Below are 24,493 nucleotides of genomic sequence, written 5' to 3' on the forward strand. Positions count from 1 at the left end.
GTAAATTAAGTCTCCTAGCAGGATGTTTTGATTATTTCTGTGATTTGGTGATATTTTTTGAAATAGAATCGAAGCAGGGCGGGTCTTTTGCAGTAAGCCAGCGACTCAAACAGTTGTTGGTCACCATTAATCAATAAAAGGAAGCAATAATATGAAATCAGTTAAGCAAACAGCGGTTGCAGTTGCATTAGGTACAGTGGTGGTCGGTGCTGCATTCGCGGTAAATGCCCAAACCAATCCGTTTGGATTTGAAGCCATGGATGCGGGTTATCAAATTGTCGGCTCAGAAGGTAAGTGTGGTGAAGCTAAGTGCGGTGCCGATATGAAGAAAGCCGCGGCAGAAAAAGCCAAAGAAGGTAAATGTGGTGAAGCTAAATGTGGCGCCGATATGAAAAAAGCGGCCACCGATAAAGCCCACGAAGGCAAATGTGGTGAAGCTAAATGCGGCGCGGATATGAAAAAAACCGCCGATAAAGTAGAAGCAAAGACTGAAACCGTTAAAAAAGAAGTGAAAGAAATAAAAGAAGTGAAATAAGCGCTCAAGTAGTGCTTATTGGTTTTGCGCTTGAGCGATATGGCCAGCCTATGCTGGCCTTTGTTTAGCGGTTTCCCCTTAAGGCGCATCTAAGTGAAAGGTGGTGCAGATGCAATATCAAGGATTAGTAGGGCTGGGTCTACGACGAGAAATGCTCGATGAGTTTTGCCAGCAGGTGCCCAGTGAGATCCAGTTTTTTGAGGTCGCCCCAGAAAACTGGATGACCCTCGGCGGCAAATACGGTCGGCAATTTCGCCAGTTAACGGAGCAGTATGAGTTTTATTGCCATGGTCTGAGTTTATCCATAGGTAGCCCTGCGCCTTTAGATGTTGATTTTGTCCGCCGTATCAAAGCCTTTATGGACTTACATCAAATTCAACTCTATTCCGAACACTTAAGTTACTGCTCTGGCCAAGGGCATATGTACGATCTGATGCCGATCCCCTTTAGCGACGCGGCGGTCAAGCATGTGGCCTCGCGGGTTAAACAAGTGGAGGATATTTTAGAGCGGCCGCTTATCCTCGAAAATGTCTCCTTTTACGCGGCGCCGAGTGCACAGATGACAGAGCGGGAATTTGTCACGGCAGTGCTCGAAGAGGCTAACTGTAAGTTACTGTTAGATGTGAATAATATTTACGTGAATTCAATCAACCACAGCTACGATGCCAGTGCCTTTTTAAGCGCCATGCCAACCGAACGTATTGCTTATTTGCATATTGCAGGACATTACCAACAGGCCGAAGATCTGCTGATCGACACCCATGGTGCAGACATCAATGACCCTGTATGGGCGTTACTTAAAGCGTGTTACGCCCAGCATGGTGTATTACCCACCTTACTCGAGCGGGACTTTAATTTGCCAAGCACGGCACAGTTGCTCGGGGAAATAACCCAAATCCATGATCATCAAACAGAAGCGCTTAAGCTGATGGCATCTCGGAGGATGGCCTAATGGATTTTAAACAAGTACAGCAATCCTTTATCGATTATATCCGTGATCCCGAAAAGCCATTGCCCGCAGGCGTCCCCCTTGAGCGGATGCAGGTTTACCGTGAACTGTTTTTCAATAATGTGATGGGTTTTGTCTCCAATGCATTCCCGGTGCTTAAGAGTTTGTACTCAGAGGCTGATTGGCAGGCATTAGTACAGGCCTTTTTTAGTCAGCATGACTGCCAATCGCCAATTTTTATTGATATTGCCGGGGAGTTTTTGCATTTCCTGCAACAGGAATACCAATCCAAGGATAACGATCCACCGTTTATGCTGGAACTGGCCCACTATGAATGGCTCGAACTGGTGGTGGCCGTTGCCCAGCAAAAGAGCGATGAACAGGCGATCCAAGCTGAGCAGCTCCCCCATATTTTTCTGTGCTTAGCGGCGACGGCGAGGGTGGCGCAGTATCATTTTCCCGTACAACATATACGCCAAGATTATCGCCCTGAGCAGGAGCTTGATACGCCGATATTTTTTTGCCTCTATCAGGACGATGATGGTGAAGTGTGTTTTCTGCAATTAACGCCCCTGAGTGCCCAGGTCTTGGCCTATGTGGTTGAGCGAGGGAAGGTGACATTTAGTGAAATACTCACATGGTTAACAACAACTTACCCGCAGATGGCGCAGGAGGTACTCGCGAAGGGATGTTTAGCACTACTCGAGCAATTGGCAGTGAAAGGAATAGTGCGTGGTCTGCACTAATAAGGTTGCATAAATCATCAAAATAAATGCAATAACCTTACATAAAAAGGGTTTTTGTTGATTTGACAAACCGCTACAATGTCGCCCGTTTTGTGATCTTCATCACCATTAGATCCCGCGCACTTACTTGCATATACTTGAGGAGCTGTAATGAGTAGTCAGCCATTTAAAGACCCATTTAACTTTATGTATTTTATTGGTTTTATTTTAGTCTTATTGTTGCCGACACTGCCAGCAAGCCTGACTTGGTTAAAACATCTAGGTTTAATTTAAGCAGGTTTTAAGCTCGAGTTGATATACAATTGCCACTCTTTGAGTGGCTTTTGTTTTTTAGAGAAGGGCATTATCAGCTTATGGTATTGAAGCGCGGATTCTTTTTAGTCGTGGGATTAACGGCGTTAGTCCTAGGGCTACTCGGTATTGTGTTGCCCCTATTACCGACTGTGCCCTTTATTTTGCTGGCCGCTTTTTGTTTTGCTCGCTCGAGTGAACGTCTACACAACTGGCTGATGGCGCATCCATGGTTTGCCGATGCATTAACCCAATGGCAGCAGCAAGGAGCAATACGTAAAGGATTGAAGCGAAAAGCAATGATGCTAAGCGCCCTTAGCTTTAGTCTCAGTATTGTGCTGGTGCCACTCCTGTGGGTGAAAGGGCTATTATTCACTATGGCCCTGTGTTTGCTCTGGTATCTTAGCCGTATTCCCGAAATTGAATAATGGTCCTTGTATGGTCCTTTTGTGATGGGTTTGACCTTGTGTGAATAGGGTTTGATCTAAGGCACAAATTGATAACCAATTCATCACTTGAGCGCAGTGCCTGTTGCAACTCAAACCAAAGCGGCATAAGCTTTGTGCGACTTTTCTACGCTCGTCCACACTCGATGTGGACGTTTTGTTTTTACCGTCAGTATTGGCGAACAGATTAAGTAACTTATTAAGTAAATATGATGGCTATGAATACAGAAACCTTATCCTTGATAAAGCAAAGCATTAAAACGATTCCGAATTACCCTAAGGAAGGGATCCTATTTCGCGATGTCACCAGTTTGCTTGAGAATGCCACGGCCTATAAGGCGACTATCGATCTGTTGGTTGAACATTACCGTGGTAAAGGCTTTACCAAGATTGTCGGTACCGAAGCCCGCGGTTTCTTATTTGGCGCGCCCTTAGCCCTAGAGTTAGGGGTGGGTTTTGTGCCAGTTCGTAAACCGGGTAAATTACCCCGTGAAACCATTAGCCAAAGCTATGAGCTTGAATATGGCCACGATAGCCTCGAAATCCACATTGATGCCATTGTTGCCAATGATAAAGTCTTGGTCGTTGACGATTTACTGGCGACGGGCGGCACAATCGAAGCGACGGTTAAACTTATCCGTCAACTGGGGGGCGAAGTGAAGGATGCGGCCTTTGTGATCTCTCTGCCCGATTTAGGTGGTGAGCAGCGTTTAACGGCATTAGGGCTTGAACTCGTTAAACTTTGTGAGTTTGAAGGCGAATAATTCTTCAGCCAAAGGCGCCTTGGGATAGTTTAATGGCATGTCACACCCTGACATGTTATCTTTCAACGTTCCCGGGGCGCATGCTCCCATTTTTGTATCACACACTCTGGGGAGTTCCATGTCATATCAGGTGTTAGCCAGAAAATGGCGCCCTGCCACATTTGAACAAATGGTTGGTCAAAGCCATGTTTTGCATGCTTTAACCAATGCGTTAAGTCAGCAGCGTTTACACCATGCCTACCTGTTCACGGGGACGCGAGGCGTGGGCAAAACCAGCTTAGCGCGACTCTTTGCCAAAGGCTTAAATTGCGAACAAGGTGTCACTGCATCGCCCTGCGGCGTCTGTGGTAGTTGTGTTGAAATTGCCCAGGGGCGATTTGTCGATCTAATTGAAGTCGATGCCGCCTCCCGCACTAAGGTCGATGATACCCGCGAGTTGTTGGACAATGTGCAATATCGCCCGACCCGTGGCCGTTTTAAGGTTTATCTTATCGACGAAGTGCATATGCTGTCGCGCAGCAGTTTTAACGCACTGCTAAAAACCTTAGAAGAACCCCCCGAGCACGTTAAATTTCTGCTAGCAACCACCGATCCACAGAAACTGCCCGTGACTGTGCTATCCCGTTGTTTGCAGTTCAATTTAAAAAGTTTGACTCAGCAGGAAATTGGCACTCAGCTCAATCATATCTTGACCCAAGAGCAGCTTCCCTTCGAGTCTGAAGCGTTAACACTCCTTGCCAAAGCCGCCAATGGCAGTATGAGGGATGCCTTGAGTCTAACGGATCAGGCCATTGCCTTTGGCGGTGGCACTGTGATGCTCACCCAAGTGCAGACCATGCTCGGCAGTATCGATGAACAGCATGTGGTGGCCTTACTGAAAGCCTTAACCGATGCCGACATTGGCGTGTTAATGCAAACCTGTAATCAAGTGCTGGCCTATGGCGCCGATGCCCAAGAAGTGCTGCGCAGTTTGCTGGAGTTATTACACCAGATCACCCTAACGCAATTTGCCCCGGCTGCGGCTCAGCAATCCTTATACTGTGCGCAAATTCGCGCCTTTGCCGAGCAGCTCGCCCCAGAGCAAGTGCAGTTGTATTACCAAATTCTATTAACTGGACGTAAGGACTTGCCCTACGCCGCGGATCCTAAATCGGGTCTGGAAATGGCATTACTGCGCGCCGTTGCCTTTGTGCCAGAAAAAACGGTTAAACGCTGGCAAGTCGATGCACCGGCCGAGGTGAGTCTGCCTTCGGGGCAAACTCCGCTATCGACTGTGGCTGTCGCCCCAATGGCAGAAAGAGTGGTTGAAAAAGAGGCTGAAAAAAAAACAGTATTAATTGAGCCTGCTGTTTCTGAACCCGCAGTAGCCGAGCCTATGGTCTCTCAAGCTGAAGTAGCCCTAAAAACTGACCTTGCCACCGATGAAACGCTGTCCGATGCCGCCCTCAATGCGGCATTAGTGGCGGAGCAAAAGCTGATCATCAGCCAAGCGCAGAGTCAGGGATTTAGCCCACAAACCGAACGGTCTGATGTGGCTACTACGCTGACATTTGACACCCAACATTTATCTATCAATGCCTTAGCTACGCCTCGCGTCGATACCGATAGTGCGAATGCCGATAGCGTTGATATTGCCGATGCAGATAGCGCTGGTAGTGATAATGCGGCAAGCCATGGTGCTGGCCGTGATGCTAGTGATGATACTGGTAGCATTCGCACCGTGAGCTCTCAGACGCCTATTTCTGCTGAGCAAGGCGTTCAAGGGCCTGATATTGCAGACCACGGCCCGCTCGATTATGCCTACGGTGAATATGCTCATTATGCGGAAGATCCCGTATCACTCGATGCCTACCAAGATGCCTATCAAATTGATAACGCTTACTTTTTTAATGACGATGGCGCAGCGTTAGGGCAGGAAAGCACGCCAGTACAAGGGGCGAGTTCAATCTCTGAAACGCCGCTATCCGCTGCATCTAACTCGGCAAGTCAGCCATTAAGGGCGCAAAATCCCACCAATCCAGTCGTGACAACGCCCCTAGAGGATGACGATATTTTATCGGCGGTGCTGGCTGCACGGGAATCGCTGCTGTCAGATCTCGAGGCCTTGAGTGCTAAGGACGGTGATGAAAAAAAGCCATCACTGGATCCAAAGCTGAAAGTACCCGCCCTCGGTAAGAGTGCTGCTGAGCCCAGTGTCAGTTCTCGGCCCGTATTGAACACCCTGCCAACACCATCGGTAATGCCAGCGGCTAAAGTGACTGCGGGCTTTGATAAGGCTGATTTGGATGAAGCTGATTTTGATAAGCTTAGTATCGATAAGCGTGGGTTTGATGGGGCAGGTTATGATGATAGGCCGAGTGCGCCAGTTAAAGCCCAGTTAGAGAGTAACGATCGTCCGCCCTGGGAAGAGGCGCCTACAGCGGCGGCCAGTACTGAGTTTGTGGCGGTCAGCGAGCTGAGTGTTGAAGTGAGTGTTTCGCAGCCATTACCAAGGGCGAGTGAAGTCAAAACCACGCCAGTTCAAGCCCTTGTTGTAGAAACTAGCGCCGCTGGCCACCGTGAAACAGGGCTTTGTGTGGCTGAGCCTATTAGCGGCGATCCGCTGGATTTGCACTGGTATAAATTAATGGCGAGTTTAGAGGTTGGCGGCCGCGTACGCCAACTGGCCGTGAATTCTGTGTGTCAGGCACTCGAAGATCCCTTGCCATTATTATTAAAACCCGATCAGAAGCACTTAGCGGCCGATATCGCCATTGAACAACTTGAACAGGCTCTGACCACGACGCTTGGGAACCCCAGGCGGGTAAAAGTGGTCATAGGAAGCGATCCAAAGCGGGAAACGCCACTCGAACTGCGTAAGCGTTTCCACCAAGAATTATTGCAGCAGGCGCAGCAATCCTTAATTAAAGACGATAATGTTCAATGGCTTATTCAGCGTCTTGGGGCAGAGCTTGACACCGATACCTTAGTGTATCCACCAGAACTGTTAAACCAACGCAGCCAGCAAATTCAAGCGTTGCCTGAGCCTAAGTGATCCAGGTTATATGGCTTCATCCGTCAAGCGAATGCTATCGCGTGTGACTGGCTTGGATAATGCCTAAAACTGCGTATCGAGATCATAAGTTTATTAACGGGATAACGGCATAGATTGCCAATCCGATTTATTTCAGTAAGATTAGCCAGCTTAAAAGCTTGCGACTCACCCTAATAGAAGAGAAATGACTATGTTTGGAAAAGGCGGTATGGGCAATTTGATGAAACAAGCCCAGATGATGCAAGAAAAAATGGCAAAAATGCAGGAAGAAATTGCTCGCATGGAAATGGTGGGCGAATCGGGTGCCGGTCTGGTCAAGGTCACTATGACGGGCGCGCACACAGTGCGTAAAGTCGAAATTGACCCAAGTCTGATGGAAGATGATAAAGAAATGCTAGAAGATTTGATTGCTGCGGCCTGTAACGATGCCGCCCGTCGCATCGAAGAGAATCAAAAAACGAAAATGGCTGAAGTCACTGGCGGTATGCAATTACCTCCAGGCATGAAAATGCCGTTTTAATTGAGATAAACAATGAAATTTAGTCCACTGCTTGATGAGCTAATTCAGTCCCTGCGTTGTTTACCTGGGGTTGGGCCTAAGTCGGCACAACGTATGGCGTTTCAGTTGCTTGAACGGGACAGAAAGGCGGGGCTTAAATTAGCCAGTGCCCTGTCCAGTGCCATGAGCGATATCGGCCATTGTCAGTCCTGCCGAACCTATACTGAAGAGACTCTGTGCCCCATTTGTGCTAGCCATAAGCGCGGTTCATCCACCACTATCTGTGTGGTTGAAACCCCGGCGGATGTGTTAGCCATTGAGGCGGGTGGACATTTCAGTGGTCGCTATTTTGTACTGCTAGGCCATTTGTCTCCCCTCGATGGGGTTGGGCCAGATGAGTTAGGGCTTGCCTTACTCGAACGTCACTTAGCCTCGGGGGATGTTTCTGAGCTGATCCTCGCCACCAACCCCACGGTTGAAGGGGAGGCAACGGCGCATTTTATCGCCGATATGGCCAGGCGCCATAGGGTGATGATCAGCCGTATCGCCCATGGCGTTCCCGTGGGTGGTGAGCTTGAATATGTCGATAGCACCACTTTGGCATTGTCCTTTAATGGCCGTTTACCTTTATAGCGGACGGCTTCTCAAAAGATCATTGTCTATGAAACCCGCCCAGTGACTGCTTGTGCGGGTTTTTTATTGGCCTTTATCCCCTCAAAATGCCTTATTTTTCACCATTCACGACTCGTTTTATTCCTTGCCCTTGAAAAGCCAATTTGCAGCCCCATTTAAGTAAACACTGAGCGTTATTTTTAGTAAATTGCGTAACAAATAAGGAAAATTTCATGTCACAACAAGAAACTCATGGTTTTCAAACTGAAGTCAAACAGCTGTTGCATTTGATGATCCATTCTTTGTATTCCAACAAAGAAATTTTCTTGCGTGAACTGGTCTCCAACGCTGCGGATGCGGCCGATAAGCTGCGTTACCTCGCGTTGACCAATGACGCATTATACGAAGGTGACGGTGAACTGCGGGTGCGTATTAGCGCAGACAAAGATAAAGGTACTGTAACCATTGAAGATAATGGTGTGGGTATGACCCGTGATGGCGTGATTGAGCATTTAGGCACTATCGCAAAATCGGGCACCGCGGAATTCTTCAAAAACCTCTCTGGCGAAGCCTCAAAAGACTCGCAGCTAATCGGCCAGTTCGGTGTGGGCTTTTACTCAGCCTTTATCGTCGCGAAAAAAGTCACAGTCCGCACCCGCGCTGCAGGCCATCAGGCCAGTGAAGCCGTGTTGTGGGAATCGGAAGGCGAGGGCAACTTCACCGTCGAAACCATCACTAAGGCGAGCCGTGGTACCGAAATCACCCTGCACCTACGTGATGACGAAAAAGAATTTGCCGACGATTGGCGCCTGCGCTCAATTATCACTAAGTACTCAGATCATATCTCTGTGCCAGTAGAAATGTGGCAGGAGGGCACCCCTGAGCGTGATGGTCCAGATGGCGAAAAAATTCCCGCGACCGAAGGTTACTGGAAAGTCATGAACAAGGCGACCGCCCTGTGGATGCGCAATAAGTCTGAGATCAGCGACGAAGAATATCAAGAGTTTTATAAGCACATTTCCCACGACTATACAGACGCATTGCTCTGGAGTCACAACCGCGTAGAAGGTAAACAGGAATATACTAACCTATTGTATATACCAGCAAAAGCACCATGGGATATGTGGAACCGCGACCGTAAGCATGGTCTGAAACTGTTTGTCCAGCGCGTGTTTATTATGGATGACGCCGAGCAGTTTATGCCGTCTTACCTGCGCTTCGTGCAGGGCTTAATTGACTCGAACGATCTACCGCTGAACGTGTCCCGCGAGATTTTGCAAGACAACCACATCACCAAAGCGATGCGTACGGGTATCACCAAACGTGTGCTCGGTATGCTGGAAAAACTGGCCAAGGATGATGTGGAAAAATACCAGACCTTCTGGGCTGAATTTGGCCAAGTGTTGAAGGAAGGGCCTGCGGAAGACTTTGCTAACCGTGAGCGTATCGCTGGCTTACTGCGTTTTGCATCGACCCATACGGGCAGCGGGGCACCGACTGTGTCACTCGATGACTACATCAGCCGCATGAAAGAAGGTCAAAGCAAGATTTACTATATCGTTGCCGACAGCCACGAAGCGGCCGCCAACAGCCCGCACTTAGAACTGTTGTGTAAGAAAGACATCGAAGTATTGCTGATGTCAGAGCGTATCGACGAGTGGTTAATCAACCACTTAACTGAGTACAAAGAGAAACAACTGCATTCAGTGACCCGTGGCGAGCTGGAATTAGGTGAGCTTGAAGATGCGACCGAGAAGGAAGCGCAGGAGAAACTTGCCGAGGAAGCTGCACCTCTCCTTGAGCGTATCAAAACGGCGTTGGGCGCAAGTGTGGCCGATGTTAAGGTGACCTCACGTTTAACCGACACCCCAGCCTGTGTGGTGACGGGAGAAGGTGAAATGTCGACCCAAATGATCAAACTGATGCAGGCGGCTGGGCAGCCTGTACCTGAGGTTAAGCCGACATTCGAGATCAACCCAGCGCACCCATTAGTGTCGCACCTTAATGATCTTCAGGATGAAGCCGCCTTTGCAGATTGGTCAAACTTACTGCTACAACAGGCGCAGTTATCGGAAAAGGGCAGCCTTGCCGATCCATCGGCCTTTATTAAGCTGATGAACCAAATGTTACTGGCGAATCTGAAGTAAGAAACGTTTGGGCCCATAGATCTCTATACTATGGGCCTTATTTTTTAGCACTTATTTCAACGTTAGATGCTTTTGATATTAAGGGAACACCATGGACAATATCCTCGATCTGACTAAAGACAATATTCAGCAAGTGGTTGATGCTTCGATGCAACAGATCGTGGTATTAGCATTTTGGGCACAGCCTCAAGCGCAAAGTGTGGCCCTAGTGCAGATGCTAGAGCAATTGGCGTTGCAACATGCTGGGCGTTTTGTGCTTGCTAAAGTGAACTGCGAAGCTGAACTGGAAATCGCTAACTATTTCCGCATACAAAGCTTACCTACCACCTTAGTGCTGGATAAGGGCCAACCGATCGACGGTTTTGCCGGAATGCAGGAGGCGGTGCAGCTTAGCGCTATGCTCGAGAAGTATTTACCACCCCTGTGGCAATTACAGCTTGAGCAAGCTAAAGCCTTACTCGCCTTAAGCCAAGTTTCCAATGACGATTTAGCCACGGCTGCTGTGTTACTGAAGGAGGCCTATAGCGCCTCAAACCATGTGGGTGAAGTGAGTTTAGTGCTCGCCGATGTGTATCTAATGCAGGGCGAACTTGCCCAAGCCCAAGCTTTACTCGAGCAGATCGGACTCGCGGATCAAGACGGTTATTACCAGAGCTTAAAGGCGAAATTAACGCTGGCTTTAGATGCGGCGGATACGCCAGAAATCCGCGATCTACAGCATAAATTTGAGCAACATCCGCAGAATTTAGTGCTATTACTCGAGCTAAGCAAGGCACTCCATTCGGCTCACCGCGATGATGAGGCATTAGCGCTGTTATTCGGTGTACTCAGTCAGGATCTTGGTGCTGAAAATGGCACAATAAAACAAGTGTTTATGGATATATTAACCGCACTTGGCCAAGGCAATAGTCTGGCAAATCAATATCGCCGTAAGCTCTATACCTTGCTCTATTAATGCGTAAAATTGCCCTGGATCCGCGGTTTATTTGTATTTTCTGAGGCTAAAGTCGAAGCTAAAACCCTTCTCAATAGCGGCCAGATGTGCGAAGATCGCCGCCCTAAGAAGAATATCAATGCGAAAAAGAGGACTCTTGAGATGCGCATTATCCTATTGGGCGCCCCCGGTGCCGGTAAAGGTACCCAAGCCCAGTTCATTATGGAACAGTATGGTATCCCACAAATTTCTACTGGCGATATGTTACGCGCCGCCGTTAAAGCCGGTACTCCGCTGGGGTTAGAAGCGAAGAAAGTGATGGATGCTGGTCAACTGGTTTCTGATGATCTGATCATTGGACTGGTTAAAGAGCGTATCGCACAGGACGACTGTGCTAAAGGTTTCCTGTTAGACGGTTTCCCACGTACCATCCCACAGGCGGATGCGATGGCGGCAAACGGTATTAGCATTGATCACGTGATTGAAATCGATGTGCCAGATGAAGAAATCGTTAAGCGCATGAGTGGTCGCCGTGTTCACCCAGGTTCTGGCCGTGTTTACCATGTGGTATTCAATCCACCAAAAGTGGAAGGTAAGGACGATGTGACGGGTGAAGATTTAGCTATTCGTCCTGACGACGAAGAAAGCACAGTGCGTAAGCGCCTCGCGATTTACCACGAGCAAACTAAGCCGCTCGTTGAATACTACGGTAAAGTGGCTGCGGCGGGTAACACTCAATACCACAAATTTGATGGTACTCAGTCAGTTGCTGCGGTGAGTGAGCAACTTGCCAGCGTGCTGAAATAAACACATAGCTTAAATTCGAGAACAAGTTCTCATATTAAGAAAAAGCCTGCCTGAGCAGGCTTTTTTTATGGGCGACTGAATGTTAGCCTGCCGAGGTAATTGGCTGATAAAAGGTAGCACATTGACTTCTCCCTCTCCTGCGTTTGGCGTGTTATTAGTAAATCTTGGTACGCCCGATGAACCCACTCCGAAAGCGGTTAAGCGATTTCTCAAGCAGTTTTTAAGTGATCCTCGTGTCGTCGATTTATCCCCTTGGCTGTGGCAGCCCATTTTACAGGGGATTATCCTTAACACCCGACCTAAGAAGGTCGCCAAACTTTATCAAAGTGTGTGGACTGAGCAGGGCTCACCGTTAATGGTCATAAGTCGACGCCAGGCGCAAAAGTTAGCCACGGATTTAAGTGCGACCTTTAATCAAACCATTCCGGTGGAGCTGGGTATGAGCTATGGCAATCCTTCGATTGATAGCGGCTTTACCAAACTCAAAGCCCAAGGCGCCGAGCGCATCGTGGTATTGCCGCTGTATCCGCAGTATTCCTGCTCGACGGTGGCCAGTGTGTTCGATGCTGTTGCCTGTTATGTTAAAGCCGTACGTGATATGCCAGAGCTGCGTTTTAACAAACAGTATTTCGACCATGGCGCCTATATTGCGGCGCTGGCGCATTCGGTAAAACGTCATTGGAAAACCCATGGGCAGGCCGATAAGCTGATTTTATCCTTCCACGGTATTCCGCTGCGTTATGCGACCGAAGGTGATCCTTATCCTAAGCAGTGCCACGCAACGGCCAAGTTATTAGCACAGGCATTAGGGCTCGGTGAAGGACAATGGCAGGTGTGTTTCCAATCCCGCTTCGGTAAAGAAGAATGGCTAACCCCCTATGCCGACCAATTACTAGCCGATTTACCCCGCCAAGGGGTGAAAAGTGTCGATGTAATTTGCCCTGCCTTTGCCACCGATTGCCTCGAAACCCTAGAGGAAATCTCCATTGGCGGTAAAGAAACCTTCTTACATGCAGGTGGTGAGAAATACCGATTTATTCCCTGCTTAAATGATGATGAGCTGCATATAGAGCTACTGAGACTACTAGTACAAGAGCAAGCCCTATCTTGGGATTGACGTAGGATGACCTCTTAAACATCTGCACTTGAAACGCTAACACGCCCCTAGTTTCATGCTGATTTTATGGTAGAATCTGCGCCCTTGTGGCTAGGGAGTGGATTTTTTGTCTCGCTAGCCTAGACTCATTATTTTTAGGACGCTGGCGAGTATATGCTCGTCATAATGCCAATTAGCATGGATGCCAGGAAAAGAGAACCACTATGAAGTTTCCCGGTCAGCGCAAGTCGAAACATTATTTCCCGGTCAAAACCCGAGACCCACTGCTTGAGCAGCTGACTCAACAGCCTCAACCCTTTGCCACTTACATCAGTGGTATAGATCAAACCCTAGTGGATATCGAAGCCAAGGTGGAAGATGAACTGCTCAGTCGTTATGGATTGCCTAAGGGAAATTCGACCCTGATCGATGATGAGCAAGCCCATCAACTCTATACCGAGCTGAAACAAAACGGTTTGATCAGTGATGAATTTGCCGGTGGCACTATAGGTAATACAGTGCACAATTATTCTATTTTGGCCGATGACCGCTCTGTGTTATTCGGGGTGATGAGCCAAAATATTGAGGTGGGCAGTTACGCCTACCGTTACCTTTGTAATACCTCCTCTAAAGTGGATCTTAACTTCCTGCAACCCGTCGATGGGCCTATTGGCCGCTGTTTTACCCTGATTTCTGAGTGTGGTGAGCGAACGTTTGCGATTAGCAAAGGCGCCATGGATAAATTGACACCGGAATTTATCGATAAAAAAGTAGTGCAGGGCAGTTCGGCCTTAGTGTTAACCGCCTACTTAATGCGCGCCAGCGGCGGCGACAGGATCACCGATGCGGCTATGTGCGCGATTGAATACGCAAAAGAAGCCGAAGTGCCAGTGGTATTGACTCTGGGCACCCGTTTCTTGATCGAGGAAGATCCACTCTGGTGGCAAAACTTCATCAAAGAACACGTGACTATCCTTGCGATGAATGAGGATGAAGGCGAGGCCCTAACGGGGTTTCGTGACCCTCTATTGGCCAGTGAAACGGCATTAGAGTGGTGCGATATGGTGTTAACTACCGCTGGCCCTATTGGTTTGTATACTGCGGGTTATGCCGAAGAGTCAGAAAAGCGCGAAACCACGCACACCTTATTACCTGGCGCAATCCCTGAATTTAACCGTTATGAATTCTCGCGGCCTAAATTGAAAAGTGACTGCGAAACGCCGATTAAAGTGTATGCCCATATTTCCCCTTATATGGGTGGGCCTGAAAAAATCGGTAACACTAACGGTGCGGGGGATGGTGCGCTCTCAGCGTTATTGCACGATCTGGCGGCCAATACGTTCCATAAAGCCAATGTGCCCGGTTCAAGCAAACATAAGCGTGATGGGCTCTGTTATTCCTCATTCTCGCAAATTTGCAAGTACGCTAACCGCGTGGCTTACGAGGTGTTGGCCCAGCACAGTCCACGTTTATCCCGTGGCTTACCCGAACGGGAAGACAGCTTAGAAGAGTCCTACTGGGAAAGATAAGCCAGTACTGGCTGAGTTAACAGGGGCAATAGCGGCAAACCGTTATTGCCCTTGTTGTTTTATGGGCGCAATGTTTTTGGTGCTGGCGTGATGACGTTTTCCTCAACAATTAGCCCAATGGGCGATATTTTTCGCTACAGACAAGGTCGAATAAATGTTACCGTTAGTGGGTTCGAATCGACCCAAATCACAGTGATTGTTTAAGGTGGAATTTTCGGTGAAAGCGCAAATCTTAAAAGAAATGAAGGTGCTCAAGACGATTGAGCCAGAATTTGAAGTGCAGCGCCGTGTGGCGTTTATCAAGGCAAAACTGAAAGAAGCCCGCAGCAAAGCATTAGTGTTGGGGATCAGTGGTGGTGTTGATTCCTCCACCGCCGGGCGTTTATGTCAGCTCGCTGTGGATAGCCTCAATAGTGAGCATCCTGATGGTGGCTATCAATTTATTGCGGTGCGTTTACCCTATCAAATTCAAAAAGATGAGCACGAAGCCCAACAAGCTTGTCAATTTATTCAACCGACTAAATTAGTCACAATCAATGTGCATCAAGGGGTTGATGGCGTGCATCAAGCGACCTTAACCGCCTTTGTCGAAGCGGGACTGCACTCACCGGATGCGGCCAAAGTTGATTTTATTAAGGGTAACGTGAAAGCGCGGATGCGGATGATCGCCCAGTATGAGTTAGCCGGTTTGGTCGGCGGTTTAGTGGTGGGCACTGATCACAGCGCCGAAAATATTACCGGTTTTTACACTAAGTGGGGTGACGGTGCCTGCGATTTAGCCCCTTTATTTGGTCTTAATAAACGTCAAGTACGCCAGCTAGCCGCCTACCTTGGGGCGCCGGAATCCTTAGTCTATAAGGCGCCCACTGCAGATTTAGAAGATAATCAACCGCTATTGGAAGATGAAGTCGCGCTTGGACTGACCTACGAGCAAATTGATGATTTCCTCGAGGGGAAAGCCGTCGACAAAGCCGTTGAAGAAAAGCTGATTAATATCTACAAGGCAACGCAACATAAGCGTCAGCCAATCCCGACTATCTACGACTAAGCTTGACCCTTTACTGATGGCTTAATCACTAAGTTGTCCACTGTCTAAATATTAGCTAAAAAGCACCCTAATTCGGGTGCTTTTTTATGCGCAAAAGCTTGTCGAATCCAGCCTAGTCGTTTTCAGTTTAGTTGTGCCCAGCTTGGAGGTGTGCGCGCGTAAGTGTAATTAAGGCATTCGAGTATTGGCGATAGTCTAAGTAGGGCGTCAGCAGTACAAAGCTTGAGTGTGGAGATTGTGTCAGTACTTTCGTCGTTATGTCTTGCAGCTTACCTTGAGACGCTTGCAGTAAGTGCTGCGCCGCTTGCTGGCCTGTTGAGGCAATATCGCTATCGATAGCAATCCCTAATGATGTGGCGGCCGTTTGACCACAGATAAGATGAATACTGGCGTGGGGCGAGAGGCTATCGGCGCCTATCAATAGCATTTGGTGCTTTTTGAGCAATAAGTTGTCGCGATAATGGCGCCAATCCTCACCGTAAGCACAAATTTTTGCCATAATTGTGAATATCTTGCGCCAGTGGTTACCATTTAAGGCGATAAGTTCTGCTATCGCGTTATCTTGCTCGATATGCCAATTGTCGGGGAACAGTGGCACATTGGGGAGATAAAACGCATAGGGCGCAGCGGTCGGGCCAATGTGCATATCAATGGAATTCGCGAATATAAAGTGGGGCGGATCTTAACCTAAGTCGAGCAAACCGTTGAAGCTAAATTGTCGTCAGATCAAATATTAAACATGAAAGTTGAGGTTTATTTTTATCTAACCTTATAATTAGCTTGCGTATTTTAAGGGATTCAAAGGACTAGAATGAAAGCGATTATCATAGGCTCAACCAAGCATTTATTTTTCGCAACATTTTATGCCTGTTTGGGGATTACCGTTGCCCTGTTATTGACAGGGATACACTTTCTCAATGCCAGACCCGATCTGTCCCTTTGGCATACCACCGAACTTAAAAACGAGTTCCATTACAATACCAAACTTGACAATTTTAGTGATTACATCGCCTTAGAAGATAAGTTATTTGCCGAAGTGGACAATAAGGTCCTCAAAAAAGTTTCGACGACGGATGCTTCGCCCGTGAATCGTTATGTGAAAAACAGTCTCTCGGATCCTACCCATTGGCCACAGAACTGGAATCGTAGCTTCGAGTGGCCCAAGGCCTATGCCCCCTTTGGTGTATTACTGCTCCACGGCATGTCTGATTCACCCTATGCCATGTCCAATGTGGCCACGCACTTTAAGGGGAAGGCCCATGTGCTTGGACTGCGTTTTCCTGGACACGGTACCCTCCCAAGTGGGCTGACTGAACTCTATTGGCAGGATTTAGCCGCGGCGGTCAACTTAGCTACCGCCCATATGAAGCAGGAGCTTAAGGGTAAACCCTTATTTGTGATTGGTTTTTCGACGGGCGCTGCCGCAGCTCTCAACCATGAACTTGAACTTATCAACCGAAATAGGTCCCCAGATTATGCGGGGATGATTTTTATCTCACCGGCAATCGGCCTGGCGCCCAGTGCTGCTGCAGCACGTTGGCAGAACTGGATTGGTCAGTTGTTAGGGTTGGATAAATTGCAGTGGAACAGTATTCAAGTGGAGTATGATCCCTTTAAATACATGTCTTTTGCGGTGAATGCGGGGGATGTGGTATATCAATTGGCATTGCGCAATCAGGGATTGCTGGCGGGATTAACGGCTTTACAGCGAGAAAAGCTCCCGTCGATACTCACCTTTCAATCCGTAGTGGATGCAACCGTCTCAAGTAATGCAGTGGTCAATACTCTCTATCAAGTACTGCCTGCAAAGGGTCACGAATTGGTTTTGTTTGATATGAATCGCACCTCAATTAATCGCAATATGATGCTCAATGACCCTCTACCCCAGCTGTTACCGACTAATCCTAGCCGTGTGCATTATCGTGGCACTTTGATCGAAAATATCAACGCTGAGACCACACAGGTACAGGCTCGGGAATTTGGTGTTTTACCTCGTCAACAAGCATCATCGACTATTGCGCCCTTAACCCTGTACTGGCCAGCGGGAGTGTATTCCTTATCCCATGTGGCAATACTCTTTGCCGAGGATGATGGACTCTATGGTCTAAGAAACGATACCGACAAGCGCCGCATTCAGATTGGTGGCGCGGCCGCCCGTGGTGAGCGTGGTGTGCTGAGTGTCTCGGCGGCTGAAATGCTTAGGCAGAAATGGAATCCATTTTTCCCCTATGTGTTGTCACGGATTGACCAATATCAAGCGGCCCATATCAAGCCATAATATGCAATTGATCTTCTAGGTGGGTTCGATAATATGAGTGCAGACTATGCAGTTGCGACCCCGATCTTTTGCCCTATAGAGATTTTCATCGGCTTGTTTTAGCCAAACGTCCAGGGAAGCATTGTAGGAGGCATCAGCGATCAGCGCGCCAATACTGACAGTGACACTGAAGCTTTTTTGGGTTGCTGGATCGGTAATGATTTGTTTTGCGAGCCGTTCGCGGAATTGATTCAGATGCTCCTCGACATTTAAGGCATTGCACATAGGCAACACTAATACAAACTCTTCACCACCATAGCGGCAAAGCAAGTCGACATCCCGTTTAAAATGACTCGATAGCACTTGAGCCATGACTCTTAAACATTCATCCCCCGCTAAATGGCCATAGGTATCGTTCACTTTTTTAAAGAAATCGAGGTCTAACAGTACGACGGCAATGGCATTCTCTGCGCGCTCGCACAGCTCTTGGATAGATAAGAACTGTTGTTCAGTGTAACGACGGTTATAGAGATTGGTGAGGGGATCGCGTTCGGCCATTTCTTGCAATTTCTGATTGGCGATCTCTAAATCTATGGTGCGTTGTTGTACTTTCTCTTCTAATTCTGATTGATAGCTAAGGAGTGCTTGCTGGTTCGCTTCGAGGCTCTTATATAAGCTATAGATCTCTTTAGGGGTACTCTTGCCGAACAACGGGTGCTCAAATTTTTCACCATTCATCTTGCCATCTTTTGCTTGGTTAAAATGCTGGGCGAGCAGTGCTAGGGGGGTTGTGGTTAAGCGACTGATGGCTTTGGCGACGAGAATGGCAATAAACATACCGATTAAGAGCAAAATCATGGTGTTGGCATATTGTTTTTGAGCCAGCTTAAGCAAAGGGAGAAAGGGCTCAACGACATAGATCTGCCAGCCATTATTCAAGGTGTTGTGGGTATAAATATATTCGGGTATCTTTGCATTAATTTGCTTAATATTCATCAGATTAAGCCTCGTGTTATATTCCGCGCTACCCGTCGTATAGGTAAAAGGTGTCAGAGGTTTGAGTCCCAATCTTTCCGATGCATAAACAATATTATTTTTATCATCAAGTAGAACAATGGATTGAGTCTGATGGTGCCGGTTTTGCTTATCGATACTTGAGAAATAACTTAAATCTAAGCTTCCTCCCACAATTCCGATTGGGATGTTTGTATGTCCCTTCAAGATGGGGGCGCTGATCACTATGACAATCTCGTTACCTAGGCTTTGCCCGATAAATGCGGGTGAGACGTAGGTGTTGTGGTAGTCGAATGACTGCGTAAAGTAATCCCTATTGTTTATGGTGAATTTGGGGAACTGTTGATTCAAATACTGTAGCTTTTCGGGTGGGCTGGCCGCCGTAATTTCCCCTTTTTCATTCGCAATGAATAGGGTGCTAAAACTGAGACTCAAGCTCTCGACACTGGAAAGTAAATCCTGCCAATTGTTGAATGGCGCATCTACGATGCTGACGAGTTTAGCGATACTGGCGATAGTGTTAGTGTTAGTGTTAGTTCTGATATAAGTTTCAGTCGCGTGGCTAAGGGATATCCCAGTGTCATCAAGATTACGGGTAAACAACATTTGTTGTTTATCCATAAAATAGTGATTAAACATTAGGGATGAGATCAACAAACTAATGGTAGTGAACAGGATAAACAGATAACTCAACTGCACACTAAAGGTGCGGCGAGTATGATTAACCAATTTGCCTTTCAGGTGCCACAGACTCGGCAGTGCAACGACACAAAGCTCTCCGAGAGTGGTATATAAAATACCATTAAATGCTTGTTTAACCGTGATAAAAGTAATATGACTGAGTGGTATACCTGTCATTAACCAAAGGTATAACCCCATTAACTAAAAGCCAATAACTGATACTGGCATAGAGAATATGAGCATCCTTACGGCGAACGAAACCTAGCCAAAGTGCTTCGAGTAAAAAGACGATATACACATGGGGACTCGACCAGATCAGCATTAACCCTGTCGCAGTGAAAAAAGCCGTAAATAGGGCGTACCAAGGACCCAATAAAATCGCCACGATAACGACCGCTGTATTCCCGAGAATTAATTGCACATTGGCACTGAGGGGAATAGGGTACAGATTGATAATAAGGCCAATCAGTCCAAGGAGAGTGGCTAGTTTGAGGTGCGCAGGATTAAATGCCGGTAGACGCAAAGAAAGGTTCCTTGAAATTAATTATCCCAACCAAGTTTAATCATCGCTAAGTTTGAATAAGTGATATAAATCACTGCATAAAGTGACTTAGCCATCTTAGCTTAGCAGATGTTTCGCCATTTGATTTTGCAAAATGCGCTGCATTTTTTTGCAAAGACAGGGAGGTCGATAATGCGGACCTCAATTCACTTTCCTAGAGGGTTAATATCGCGAACGGTTATAAATTTAATCATTCAGACTAGAAACTAAGCAGTTGATCAAAGAGATGTCACTAAGCACTTGCGTAGGCGCGAGGCAATTGCTAAAGTCTGGCTCACTTAAGGCGAACCCCAGCAAAAAGCGCCTTAAGTACAGAGTGATTTAGGCTTATCTCGAATAATGTCATGGATCACTTAAATTTCGGTATGTAGCGCAGCCCGGTAGCGCACTGTCATGGGGTGTCAGGGGTCGGAGGTTCGAATCCTCTCATACCGACCAAATTTCTCTTTTTAAGAGTATAAAAAGCCTCACTTTTTAAGTGAGGCTTTTTAGTTTCTAGCTTTTTAAGTACACCCCCACAAAACGTCTTCTTAGCACAGATAGTTCCCAGATCGACATAAGCATGGCTTTTTGTCGCTCGACTGCATTGATAGCGCAACTGCAAAAGTGAGAAAGTCCGACATCGATTATATGGCGCTTGTTTGAGAGATGAGACAGGACATGTCCCGGGGAGGGGCTAATCATGATCATAGACGGATGGATAATGTCAGTTGTGATTTGGCCACCTGTGGGGTTGTACTTCACTCCTATAACTAGCTAATCTAGTTCTTAATTGAGTGCATGGGAGATCATTATGCCATTACCGTTACTTTGGCTTGGCGGTGCTGCCATTGGTGCGGCGTTCTTAGCGGATGAACGGCAAAAGCGTCTGCAGCTTGAGCGTGATAGATTGCTCGGCCGGGCTCCCAAGCAAGCCCCCACCAATCGCGCTATGTTGGCGGCGCCGAGCCAATGGCAGAAGGGCTTTAAACAAGTGCTCCCTGAGCCTGGCAGTATTGTTTGTTGTTATGTCTTTGGAATGATAGAGCATACGGCTATTTGGCTCGGTGATGATTGTTTGGTCGAGCTTCATGGCTCTGGTTTGGTTCGAGCCGTATCGATAAAACGCTTTTTAGCGGGACGTACGGGGAGCCAGATCTATCTTGCCTGCAATCATCAACATCAACCTTTGGTCTCTGAAGCTGTGCTGGATCGTGCCCAGCAGGCGATTTATCAATACCGCGAATACGATCTATTCGACAATAATTGCCATCGTTTTGTTTGGTCATGTATGAGTGGGTATGAGATTTCAATCAAGAGCTTTAACGAGTTAAATCAGAAGCTGGCTGTGCATTTTAATCAAGGGATTTATTGGGATGAAATGCAGTTACCACAGCTGAGTGATTAACTTTGGAAACTAAAAAGCCATCCGAAGATGGCTATGTCGCGAGTGTTGCACCAGGATTATTGGCAGAACCCAATTATTTGCAGAAATAGTCCACCGCAGGCTTAACTAATTCAATGCCAGTTTTATCGCAAGGTGGCAATTGGGCATCACTCAGGGTAATTGGTGTGACTCGCTCGCCCCATTTGAATAGCAGCGCCGCAGAAGTTAACCCTGCACCGAATGCACAAGAGAGTATTGTTTGATGCGGTTTGATAAGACCTTTTTCCAACGCATCACAAATCGCAATAGGAATCGTCGCCGCCGAGGTATTGCCATAGTTAGCAATATTCACAAAGGCTTTTTCTTTCGGAATTTTCATTCGGCTAACGAGGGTATCGATAATGCGCTCATTCGCTTGATGTGGAATAACTAAATCCACTTCATCCTTATTCACCCCGCATTTTTCAAGCACTTGCGTGCTCAATTTGTTCATGCCGTTAATGGCGCGCTTGAAGATTTCTTGGCCATCAAATTGAATATAAAAATCCAACGATTCGGCAGAGAATCTATCCATCGCAGTGCCAAAGCCAGCTTTAAGAATATCACGGCCATCTGGGTCGTTATTGAGCTCGTAGCCCAATATGCCGCCCGGAATATCAGTGGCTTCAATCACGACTGCCCCCGCACCATCACCGAAGAGTACCGCCGTTTCGCGGCGTGACCAATCGAGATAAAAAGAGAGGCGCTCGGCACCGATAACTAATACTTTTTTGCACTGGCCGCTCTTAATTTGCGAACTGGCTAAACCTACGCCGTAGAGGAAGCCACTACAGGCGGCGTTAATATCAAACGCGGCGCAGCTGGCACCAATATTGGCTTGTACCGTTGAGGCGATATTTGGGATCAAAGTATCTGGACTGGCGGTGGCCAGAATGATCATGTCTATTTCGCTGCCATCAATGCCCGCAGCTGCGAGGGCGTGTTTAGCGGCGACGGATGCCAATTCTGAAGTATTCACATGGCTGATATGACGCTGACTGATCCCGGTGCGTGACTTAATCCATTCATCGGAGGTTTCTATAAAGGTTGCAAGATCATCGTTAGTCAGTGTGGCGGGTGGAACGCATTTCCCCCAACCAGTGATAGTGGCGTACTGCATGGTATTTTCTCTCAAATAAAAAAGGCAGAACCTGAAGTGCTGCCTTGAATCGACAACAAAGCTTATCGGTATAACGAATGGCTTTCCGTGATCTACACCACCTGTTTGGCGACGAGATCGCGAATAGTCATTGCGGCATGCAAAATATGATGTCGCAGTAACGCCGTGGCTTTTTCTGTTTCTCTTTGCTTGCAATAATTCAATAGAGCGCGGTGCTCATGTTCAGCGGCGGGGATGCCCCCAGCTAACAGTAATTGCAAACGTATATATCTATCACAGTTTGTATTGAGGCCATGAACAACCTCAAGCGTATGTGGACGATTAGCAGCCTGGTATAAACAGGTATGGAATTGAGTATTTAGCTCACTCCAACTGGCAACGGCATCTTCATGTTTAAAGGCCGACTCTAATTGCTCCAGTACCCGTTCTGCTTTAATTAAATCCTCTTCAGCGAGCAGAGGGATCGCTTTGGCGAGCAGATCGGTTTCTATCATCGCACGTAATTCAAAAAGTTCGGTAACCTGTTCGACGGATAACACGGTCGCAGTCGCCCCCTTATGGGGTTCAAACTTGACTAAACCTTCAGCCTCAAGTTGCAATAACGCTTCTCTTACCGGGATCCGGCTGACATTTAAGGCTTCGGCCAAAGCACTTTGTCTGAGTGGTTCTCCTGCGGCTATGTCACCTGAAAGAATTTTCTCTCTGAGCACTTCTACAACGAGCTGAGTGCGGGTTTTATGGACTATAGGCGTAGTTCGACTCATTATTTCCGTCTATTTCGGGTGTTTTATCGTTATCCGCACAAGATTACCGTTAAAAACACCACAAATAAAGGGGAATGCTTGATTGAATGCCGTCGTTTACCCGCTAAAAGACCGATTAGCAGTGGCTTTAGTGCTGTAAAAAGCCCTCTTCACCGTTGGTAATTTCAAATCGAGGTGTGACCTAGTCTCATTCACCATAGGCAAATGAACACTAGCACTATGCTTAAATCAATTGTCTTTAACGGCGCTGTTGGATCTGAAGTCTGATCTGAAGTCTTAAGTGGGATGCAGTAAACCCGTCAAAGATAAACTTCGCGGTGCAATTTATGACAATGAATGAAATAATACTCGCCATAACGCCTTAGGCGATATTTTAAGTGAGTTTTTGAGTGAGTGGAGTAAGTACTGTGATTGCAGTCAATCGAGCTGTTTTTTTAGATCGTGATGGTGTCATTAATAAAGACCATGGTTATGTACATCAAGTCGATGACTTTGAATATATCGAAGGCGTGTTTGAGGCGTGCCTCGCATTAAAACAAATGGGCTATAAGTTGGTTGTAGTAACCAATCAATCGGGCATCGCCCGTGGTATGTACAGCGAAGACCAATTTCATAGTCTGACCGAATGGATGGATTGGAACTTTGCCGATAAAGGTGTTGAGCTTGACGGCATTTACTATTGTCCACACCATGCAGAAAAGGGCATAGGTGAATATAAAGTCGATTGTGATTGCCGCAAACCAAAACCAGGCATGCTTAATGATGCCGCTAAATTCTTAAAGATCGACCTACCGCAGTCTGTGATGGTGGGCGATAAAGCCGAAGATATGCAGGCGGCAAAAGCGGCTGGTGTGTCTACTCGCATATTAGTACGTAGCGGTAAGGTTATTGCTGACAGCAGTGATGCGACCAAAGTGCTCGATAGTATTGCCGACGTACCTGATTACTTGAAGAGTTTGGGTTAGCACTCACGCCAAACTTAGCAATAGGGTTGGTTAAATATACATTTAGTTTAAAAAGTGTGCGTTTGAATCGTTTTTTACCATTATTCGATAAAAAGGGGTTGCGGTAAAATCTGACATCCCTATAATGCGCATCCACTGACCCAGCGGGGTCAAGGGTTAAACGCTGAATAAGCCGTTAACCATGCTCTTTAACAATATATCAAGCAAATCTGTGTGGACACTCACAGGTGTTGAGTTAATCGAAATTACTTTACTTTCGAGTGAGTAATCAAAGAATTAAATCAACCA

At 47.2% G+C, this 24,493-nt stretch carries 23 protein-coding genes and 1 tRNA gene; 19 read left to right on the forward strand and 5 right to left on the reverse strand.

From position 1 onward, the window contains the following. Positions 1-151: 151 nt before the first annotated feature. From COW15_RS18605 to nadE, 15 genes are all read left to right on the forward strand, one after another. Entirely contained in the window at positions 152-535 is a 384-nt protein-coding gene (locus COW15_RS18605; protein WP_293634891.1) for a hypothetical protein, read from the forward strand. A 109-nt stretch (positions 536-644) separates the two neighbouring features. Continuing rightward, complete coding sequence (locus COW15_RS18610; protein WP_293634892.1) at positions 645-1,487, forward strand: DUF692 domain-containing protein; 843 nt, start codon at positions 645-647, stop codon at positions 1,485-1,487. After that, complete coding sequence (locus COW15_RS18615) at positions 1,487-2,230, forward strand: putative DNA-binding domain-containing protein (RefSeq protein WP_293634893.1); 744 nt, start codon at positions 1,487-1,489, stop codon at positions 2,228-2,230. The genes COW15_RS18610 and COW15_RS18615 overlap by 1 nt, the downstream gene beginning before the upstream one ends. Before the next feature lie 150 nt (positions 2,231-2,380). Then, positions 2,381-2,503: a hypothetical protein gene (locus COW15_RS18620; protein WP_269820000.1), complete on the forward strand. Its 123-nt coding sequence runs from the start codon at positions 2,381-2,383 to the stop codon at positions 2,501-2,503. Positions 2,504-2,583: 80 nt separating this feature from the next. Then, entirely contained in the window at positions 2,584-2,949 is a 366-nt protein-coding gene (locus COW15_RS18625) for a YbaN family protein (RefSeq protein WP_293634923.1), read from the forward strand. Positions 2,950-3,179: 230 nt separating this feature from the next. Further along, positions 3,180-3,731 carry an adenine phosphoribosyltransferase gene (gene apt, locus COW15_RS18630; RefSeq protein ID WP_293634896.1) on the forward strand — a complete coding sequence of 184 codons (552 nt, stop codon included), beginning with the start codon at positions 3,180-3,182 and terminating at the stop codon, positions 3,729-3,731. 118 nt (positions 3,732-3,849) lie between these two features. Continuing rightward, positions 3,850-6,765 carry a DNA polymerase III subunit gamma/tau gene (dnaX, locus tag COW15_RS18635; RefSeq protein WP_293634898.1) on the forward strand — a complete coding sequence of 972 codons (2,916 nt, stop codon included), beginning with the start codon at positions 3,850-3,852 and terminating at the stop codon, positions 6,763-6,765. A gap of 190 nt (positions 6,766-6,955) precedes the next feature. Then, positions 6,956-7,285: a YbaB/EbfC family nucleoid-associated protein gene (locus COW15_RS18640; RefSeq protein WP_028759630.1), complete on the forward strand. Its 330-nt coding sequence runs from the start codon at positions 6,956-6,958 to the stop codon at positions 7,283-7,285. Between the two features lie 12 nt (positions 7,286-7,297). After that, positions 7,298-7,897: a recombination mediator RecR gene (gene recR, locus COW15_RS18645; RefSeq protein WP_198783148.1), complete on the forward strand. Its 600-nt coding sequence runs from the start codon at positions 7,298-7,300 to the stop codon at positions 7,895-7,897. A gap of 212 nt (positions 7,898-8,109) precedes the next feature. Further along, the gene (htpG, locus tag COW15_RS18650) at positions 8,110-10,023 is read left to right on the forward strand and encodes a molecular chaperone HtpG (protein WP_293634901.1); all 1,914 of its coding nucleotides are present in this window, start codon (positions 8,110-8,112) and stop codon (positions 10,021-10,023) included. Between the two features lie 91 nt (positions 10,024-10,114). Then, positions 10,115-10,978 (forward strand): tetratricopeptide repeat protein, encoded by an 864-nt coding sequence (locus COW15_RS18655; RefSeq protein WP_293634903.1) that lies wholly within the window; start codon positions 10,115-10,117, stop codon positions 10,976-10,978. A gap of 141 nt (positions 10,979-11,119) precedes the next feature. Continuing rightward, the gene (adk, locus tag COW15_RS18660) at positions 11,120-11,764 is read left to right on the forward strand and encodes an adenylate kinase (protein ID WP_293634924.1); all 645 of its coding nucleotides are present in this window, start codon (positions 11,120-11,122) and stop codon (positions 11,762-11,764) included. Positions 11,765-11,843: 79 nt separating this feature from the next. Continuing rightward, the gene (gene hemH, locus COW15_RS18665) at positions 11,844-12,881 is read left to right on the forward strand and encodes a ferrochelatase (RefSeq protein ID WP_293634905.1); all 1,038 of its coding nucleotides are present in this window, start codon (positions 11,844-11,846) and stop codon (positions 12,879-12,881) included. A gap of 203 nt (positions 12,882-13,084) precedes the next feature. Beyond that, on the forward strand, positions 13,085-14,389 hold the full coding sequence (locus COW15_RS18670; RefSeq protein WP_293634907.1) for an inosine/guanosine kinase: 1,305 nt from the start codon (positions 13,085-13,087) through the stop codon (positions 14,387-14,389). A gap of 217 nt (positions 14,390-14,606) precedes the next feature. Next, a complete protein-coding gene (gene nadE / locus COW15_RS18675; RefSeq protein ID WP_293634909.1) occupies positions 14,607-15,437 on the forward strand; it encodes an ammonia-dependent NAD(+) synthetase in 831 nt (276 codons plus the stop codon). 127 nt (positions 15,438-15,564) lie between these two features. Here the strand turns inward: nadE and COW15_RS18680 are convergent, their stop codons facing one another. Beyond that, the gene (locus COW15_RS18680; RefSeq protein WP_293634911.1) at positions 15,565-16,083 is read right to left on the reverse strand and encodes a hypothetical protein; all 519 of its coding nucleotides are present in this window, start codon (positions 16,081-16,083) and stop codon (positions 15,565-15,567) included. 165 nt (positions 16,084-16,248) lie between these two features. On the opposite strand from COW15_RS18680, the gene COW15_RS18685 reads away from it, so the two are divergent. Then, positions 16,249-17,715, forward strand: a complete 1,467-nt coding sequence (locus COW15_RS18685; RefSeq protein WP_293634913.1) for an alpha/beta fold hydrolase — start codon at positions 16,249-16,251, stop codon at positions 17,713-17,715. A gap of 15 nt (positions 17,716-17,730) precedes the next feature. Here COW15_RS18685 and COW15_RS18690 read toward each other — a convergent pair whose 3' ends face one another. Together COW15_RS18690 and COW15_RS18695 are read right to left on the reverse strand one after the other, a co-directional pair. Then, the gene (locus COW15_RS18690; RefSeq protein ID WP_293634915.1) at positions 17,731-19,587 is read right to left on the reverse strand and encodes a sensor domain-containing diguanylate cyclase; all 1,857 of its coding nucleotides are present in this window, start codon (positions 19,585-19,587) and stop codon (positions 17,731-17,733) included. Next, positions 19,523-19,912, reverse strand: a complete 390-nt coding sequence (locus COW15_RS18695; protein WP_293634917.1) for a hypothetical protein — start codon at positions 19,910-19,912, stop codon at positions 19,523-19,525. Before COW15_RS18695 ends, COW15_RS18690 begins: the two co-directional genes overlap by 65 nt. 400 nt (positions 19,913-20,312) lie before the next feature. On the opposite strand from COW15_RS18695, the gene COW15_RS18700 reads away from it, so the two are divergent. Together COW15_RS18700 and COW15_RS18705 are read left to right on the forward strand one after the other, a co-directional pair. After that, positions 20,313-20,389 (forward strand) — tRNA-Pro (locus tag COW15_RS18700). A 355-nt stretch (positions 20,390-20,744) separates the two neighbouring features. Further along, positions 20,745-21,338, forward strand: a complete 594-nt coding sequence (locus tag COW15_RS18705) for a lecithin retinol acyltransferase family protein (RefSeq protein ID WP_293634919.1) — start codon at positions 20,745-20,747, stop codon at positions 21,336-21,338. Between the two features lie 73 nt (positions 21,339-21,411). On the opposite strand, the gene COW15_RS18710 is transcribed toward COW15_RS18705, so the two are convergent. Further along, positions 21,412-22,476 carry a ketoacyl-ACP synthase III gene (locus COW15_RS18710; protein ID WP_293634920.1) on the reverse strand — a complete coding sequence of 355 codons (1,065 nt, stop codon included), beginning with the start codon at positions 22,474-22,476 and terminating at the stop codon, positions 21,412-21,414. Between the two features lie 92 nt (positions 22,477-22,568). Beyond that, the gene (locus COW15_RS18715; protein ID WP_293634921.1) at positions 22,569-23,240 is read right to left on the reverse strand and encodes a GntR family transcriptional regulator; all 672 of its coding nucleotides are present in this window, start codon (positions 23,238-23,240) and stop codon (positions 22,569-22,571) included. A gap of 407 nt (positions 23,241-23,647) precedes the next feature. Here COW15_RS18715 and gmhB point away from each other — a divergent pair, with 407 nt between their 5' ends. Continuing rightward, positions 23,648-24,205 carry a D-glycero-beta-D-manno-heptose 1,7-bisphosphate 7-phosphatase gene (gmhB, locus tag COW15_RS18720; RefSeq protein WP_293634925.1) on the forward strand — a complete coding sequence of 186 codons (558 nt, stop codon included), beginning with the start codon at positions 23,648-23,650 and terminating at the stop codon, positions 24,203-24,205. Positions 24,206-24,493: the final 288 nt, after the last annotated feature.

Origin of the sequence: Shewanella sp. CG12_big_fil_rev_8_21_14_0_65_47_15 (assembly GCF_002783505.1) — a bacterium.
Classification (GTDB): Bacteria; Pseudomonadota; Gammaproteobacteria; order Enterobacterales; family Shewanellaceae; genus Shewanella.

Excerpts from the sequence above, each read along its gene's own strand:
- COW15_RS18605 (WP_293634891.1), top strand. The coding sequence starts at position 152 with ATGAAATCAGTTAAGCAAACAGCGGTTGCAGTTGCATTAGGTACAGTG.
- COW15_RS18610 (WP_293634892.1), top strand. The coding sequence starts at position 645 with ATGCAATATCAAGGATTAGTAGGGCTGGGTCTACGACGAGAAATGCTC.
- COW15_RS18615 (WP_293634893.1), top strand. The coding sequence starts at position 1,487 with ATGGATTTTAAACAAGTACAGCAATCCTTTATCGATTATATCCGTGAT.
- COW15_RS18620 (WP_269820000.1), top strand. The coding sequence starts at position 2,381 with ATGAGTAGTCAGCCATTTAAAGACCCATTTAACTTTATGTATTTTATT.
- COW15_RS18625 (WP_293634923.1), top strand. The coding sequence starts at position 2,584 with ATGGTATTGAAGCGCGGATTCTTTTTAGTCGTGGGATTAACGGCGTTA.
- apt (WP_293634896.1), top strand. The coding sequence starts at position 3,180 with ATGGCTATGAATACAGAAACCTTATCCTTGATAAAGCAAAGCATTAAA.
- dnaX (WP_293634898.1), top strand. The coding sequence starts at position 3,850 with ATGTCATATCAGGTGTTAGCCAGAAAATGGCGCCCTGCCACATTTGAA.
- COW15_RS18640 (WP_028759630.1), top strand. The coding sequence starts at position 6,956 with ATGTTTGGAAAAGGCGGTATGGGCAATTTGATGAAACAAGCCCAGATG.
- recR (WP_198783148.1), top strand. The coding sequence starts at position 7,298 with ATGAAATTTAGTCCACTGCTTGATGAGCTAATTCAGTCCCTGCGTTGT.
- htpG (WP_293634901.1), top strand. The coding sequence starts at position 8,110 with ATGTCACAACAAGAAACTCATGGTTTTCAAACTGAAGTCAAACAGCTG.
- COW15_RS18655 (WP_293634903.1), top strand. The coding sequence starts at position 10,115 with ATGGACAATATCCTCGATCTGACTAAAGACAATATTCAGCAAGTGGTT.
- adk (WP_293634924.1), top strand. The coding sequence starts at position 11,120 with ATGCGCATTATCCTATTGGGCGCCCCCGGTGCCGGTAAAGGTACCCAA.
- hemH (WP_293634905.1), top strand. The coding sequence starts at position 11,844 with ATGTTAGCCTGCCGAGGTAATTGGCTGATAAAAGGTAGCACATTGACT.
- COW15_RS18670 (WP_293634907.1), top strand. The coding sequence starts at position 13,085 with ATGAAGTTTCCCGGTCAGCGCAAGTCGAAACATTATTTCCCGGTCAAA.
- COW15_RS18680 (WP_293634911.1), bottom strand. The coding sequence starts at position 16,083 with ATGCACATTGGCCCGACCGCTGCGCCCTATGCGTTTTATCTCCCCAAT.
- COW15_RS18685 (WP_293634913.1), top strand. The coding sequence starts at position 16,249 with ATGAAAGCGATTATCATAGGCTCAACCAAGCATTTATTTTTCGCAACA.
- COW15_RS18690 (WP_293634915.1), bottom strand. The coding sequence starts at position 19,587 with ATGGGGTTATACCTTTGGTTAATGACAGGTATACCACTCAGTCATATT.
- COW15_RS18705 (WP_293634919.1), top strand. The coding sequence starts at position 20,745 with ATGCCATTACCGTTACTTTGGCTTGGCGGTGCTGCCATTGGTGCGGCG.
- COW15_RS18710 (WP_293634920.1), bottom strand. The coding sequence starts at position 22,476 with ATGCAGTACGCCACTATCACTGGTTGGGGGAAATGCGTTCCACCCGCC.
- COW15_RS18715 (WP_293634921.1), bottom strand. The coding sequence starts at position 23,240 with ATGAGTCGAACTACGCCTATAGTCCATAAAACCCGCACTCAGCTCGTT.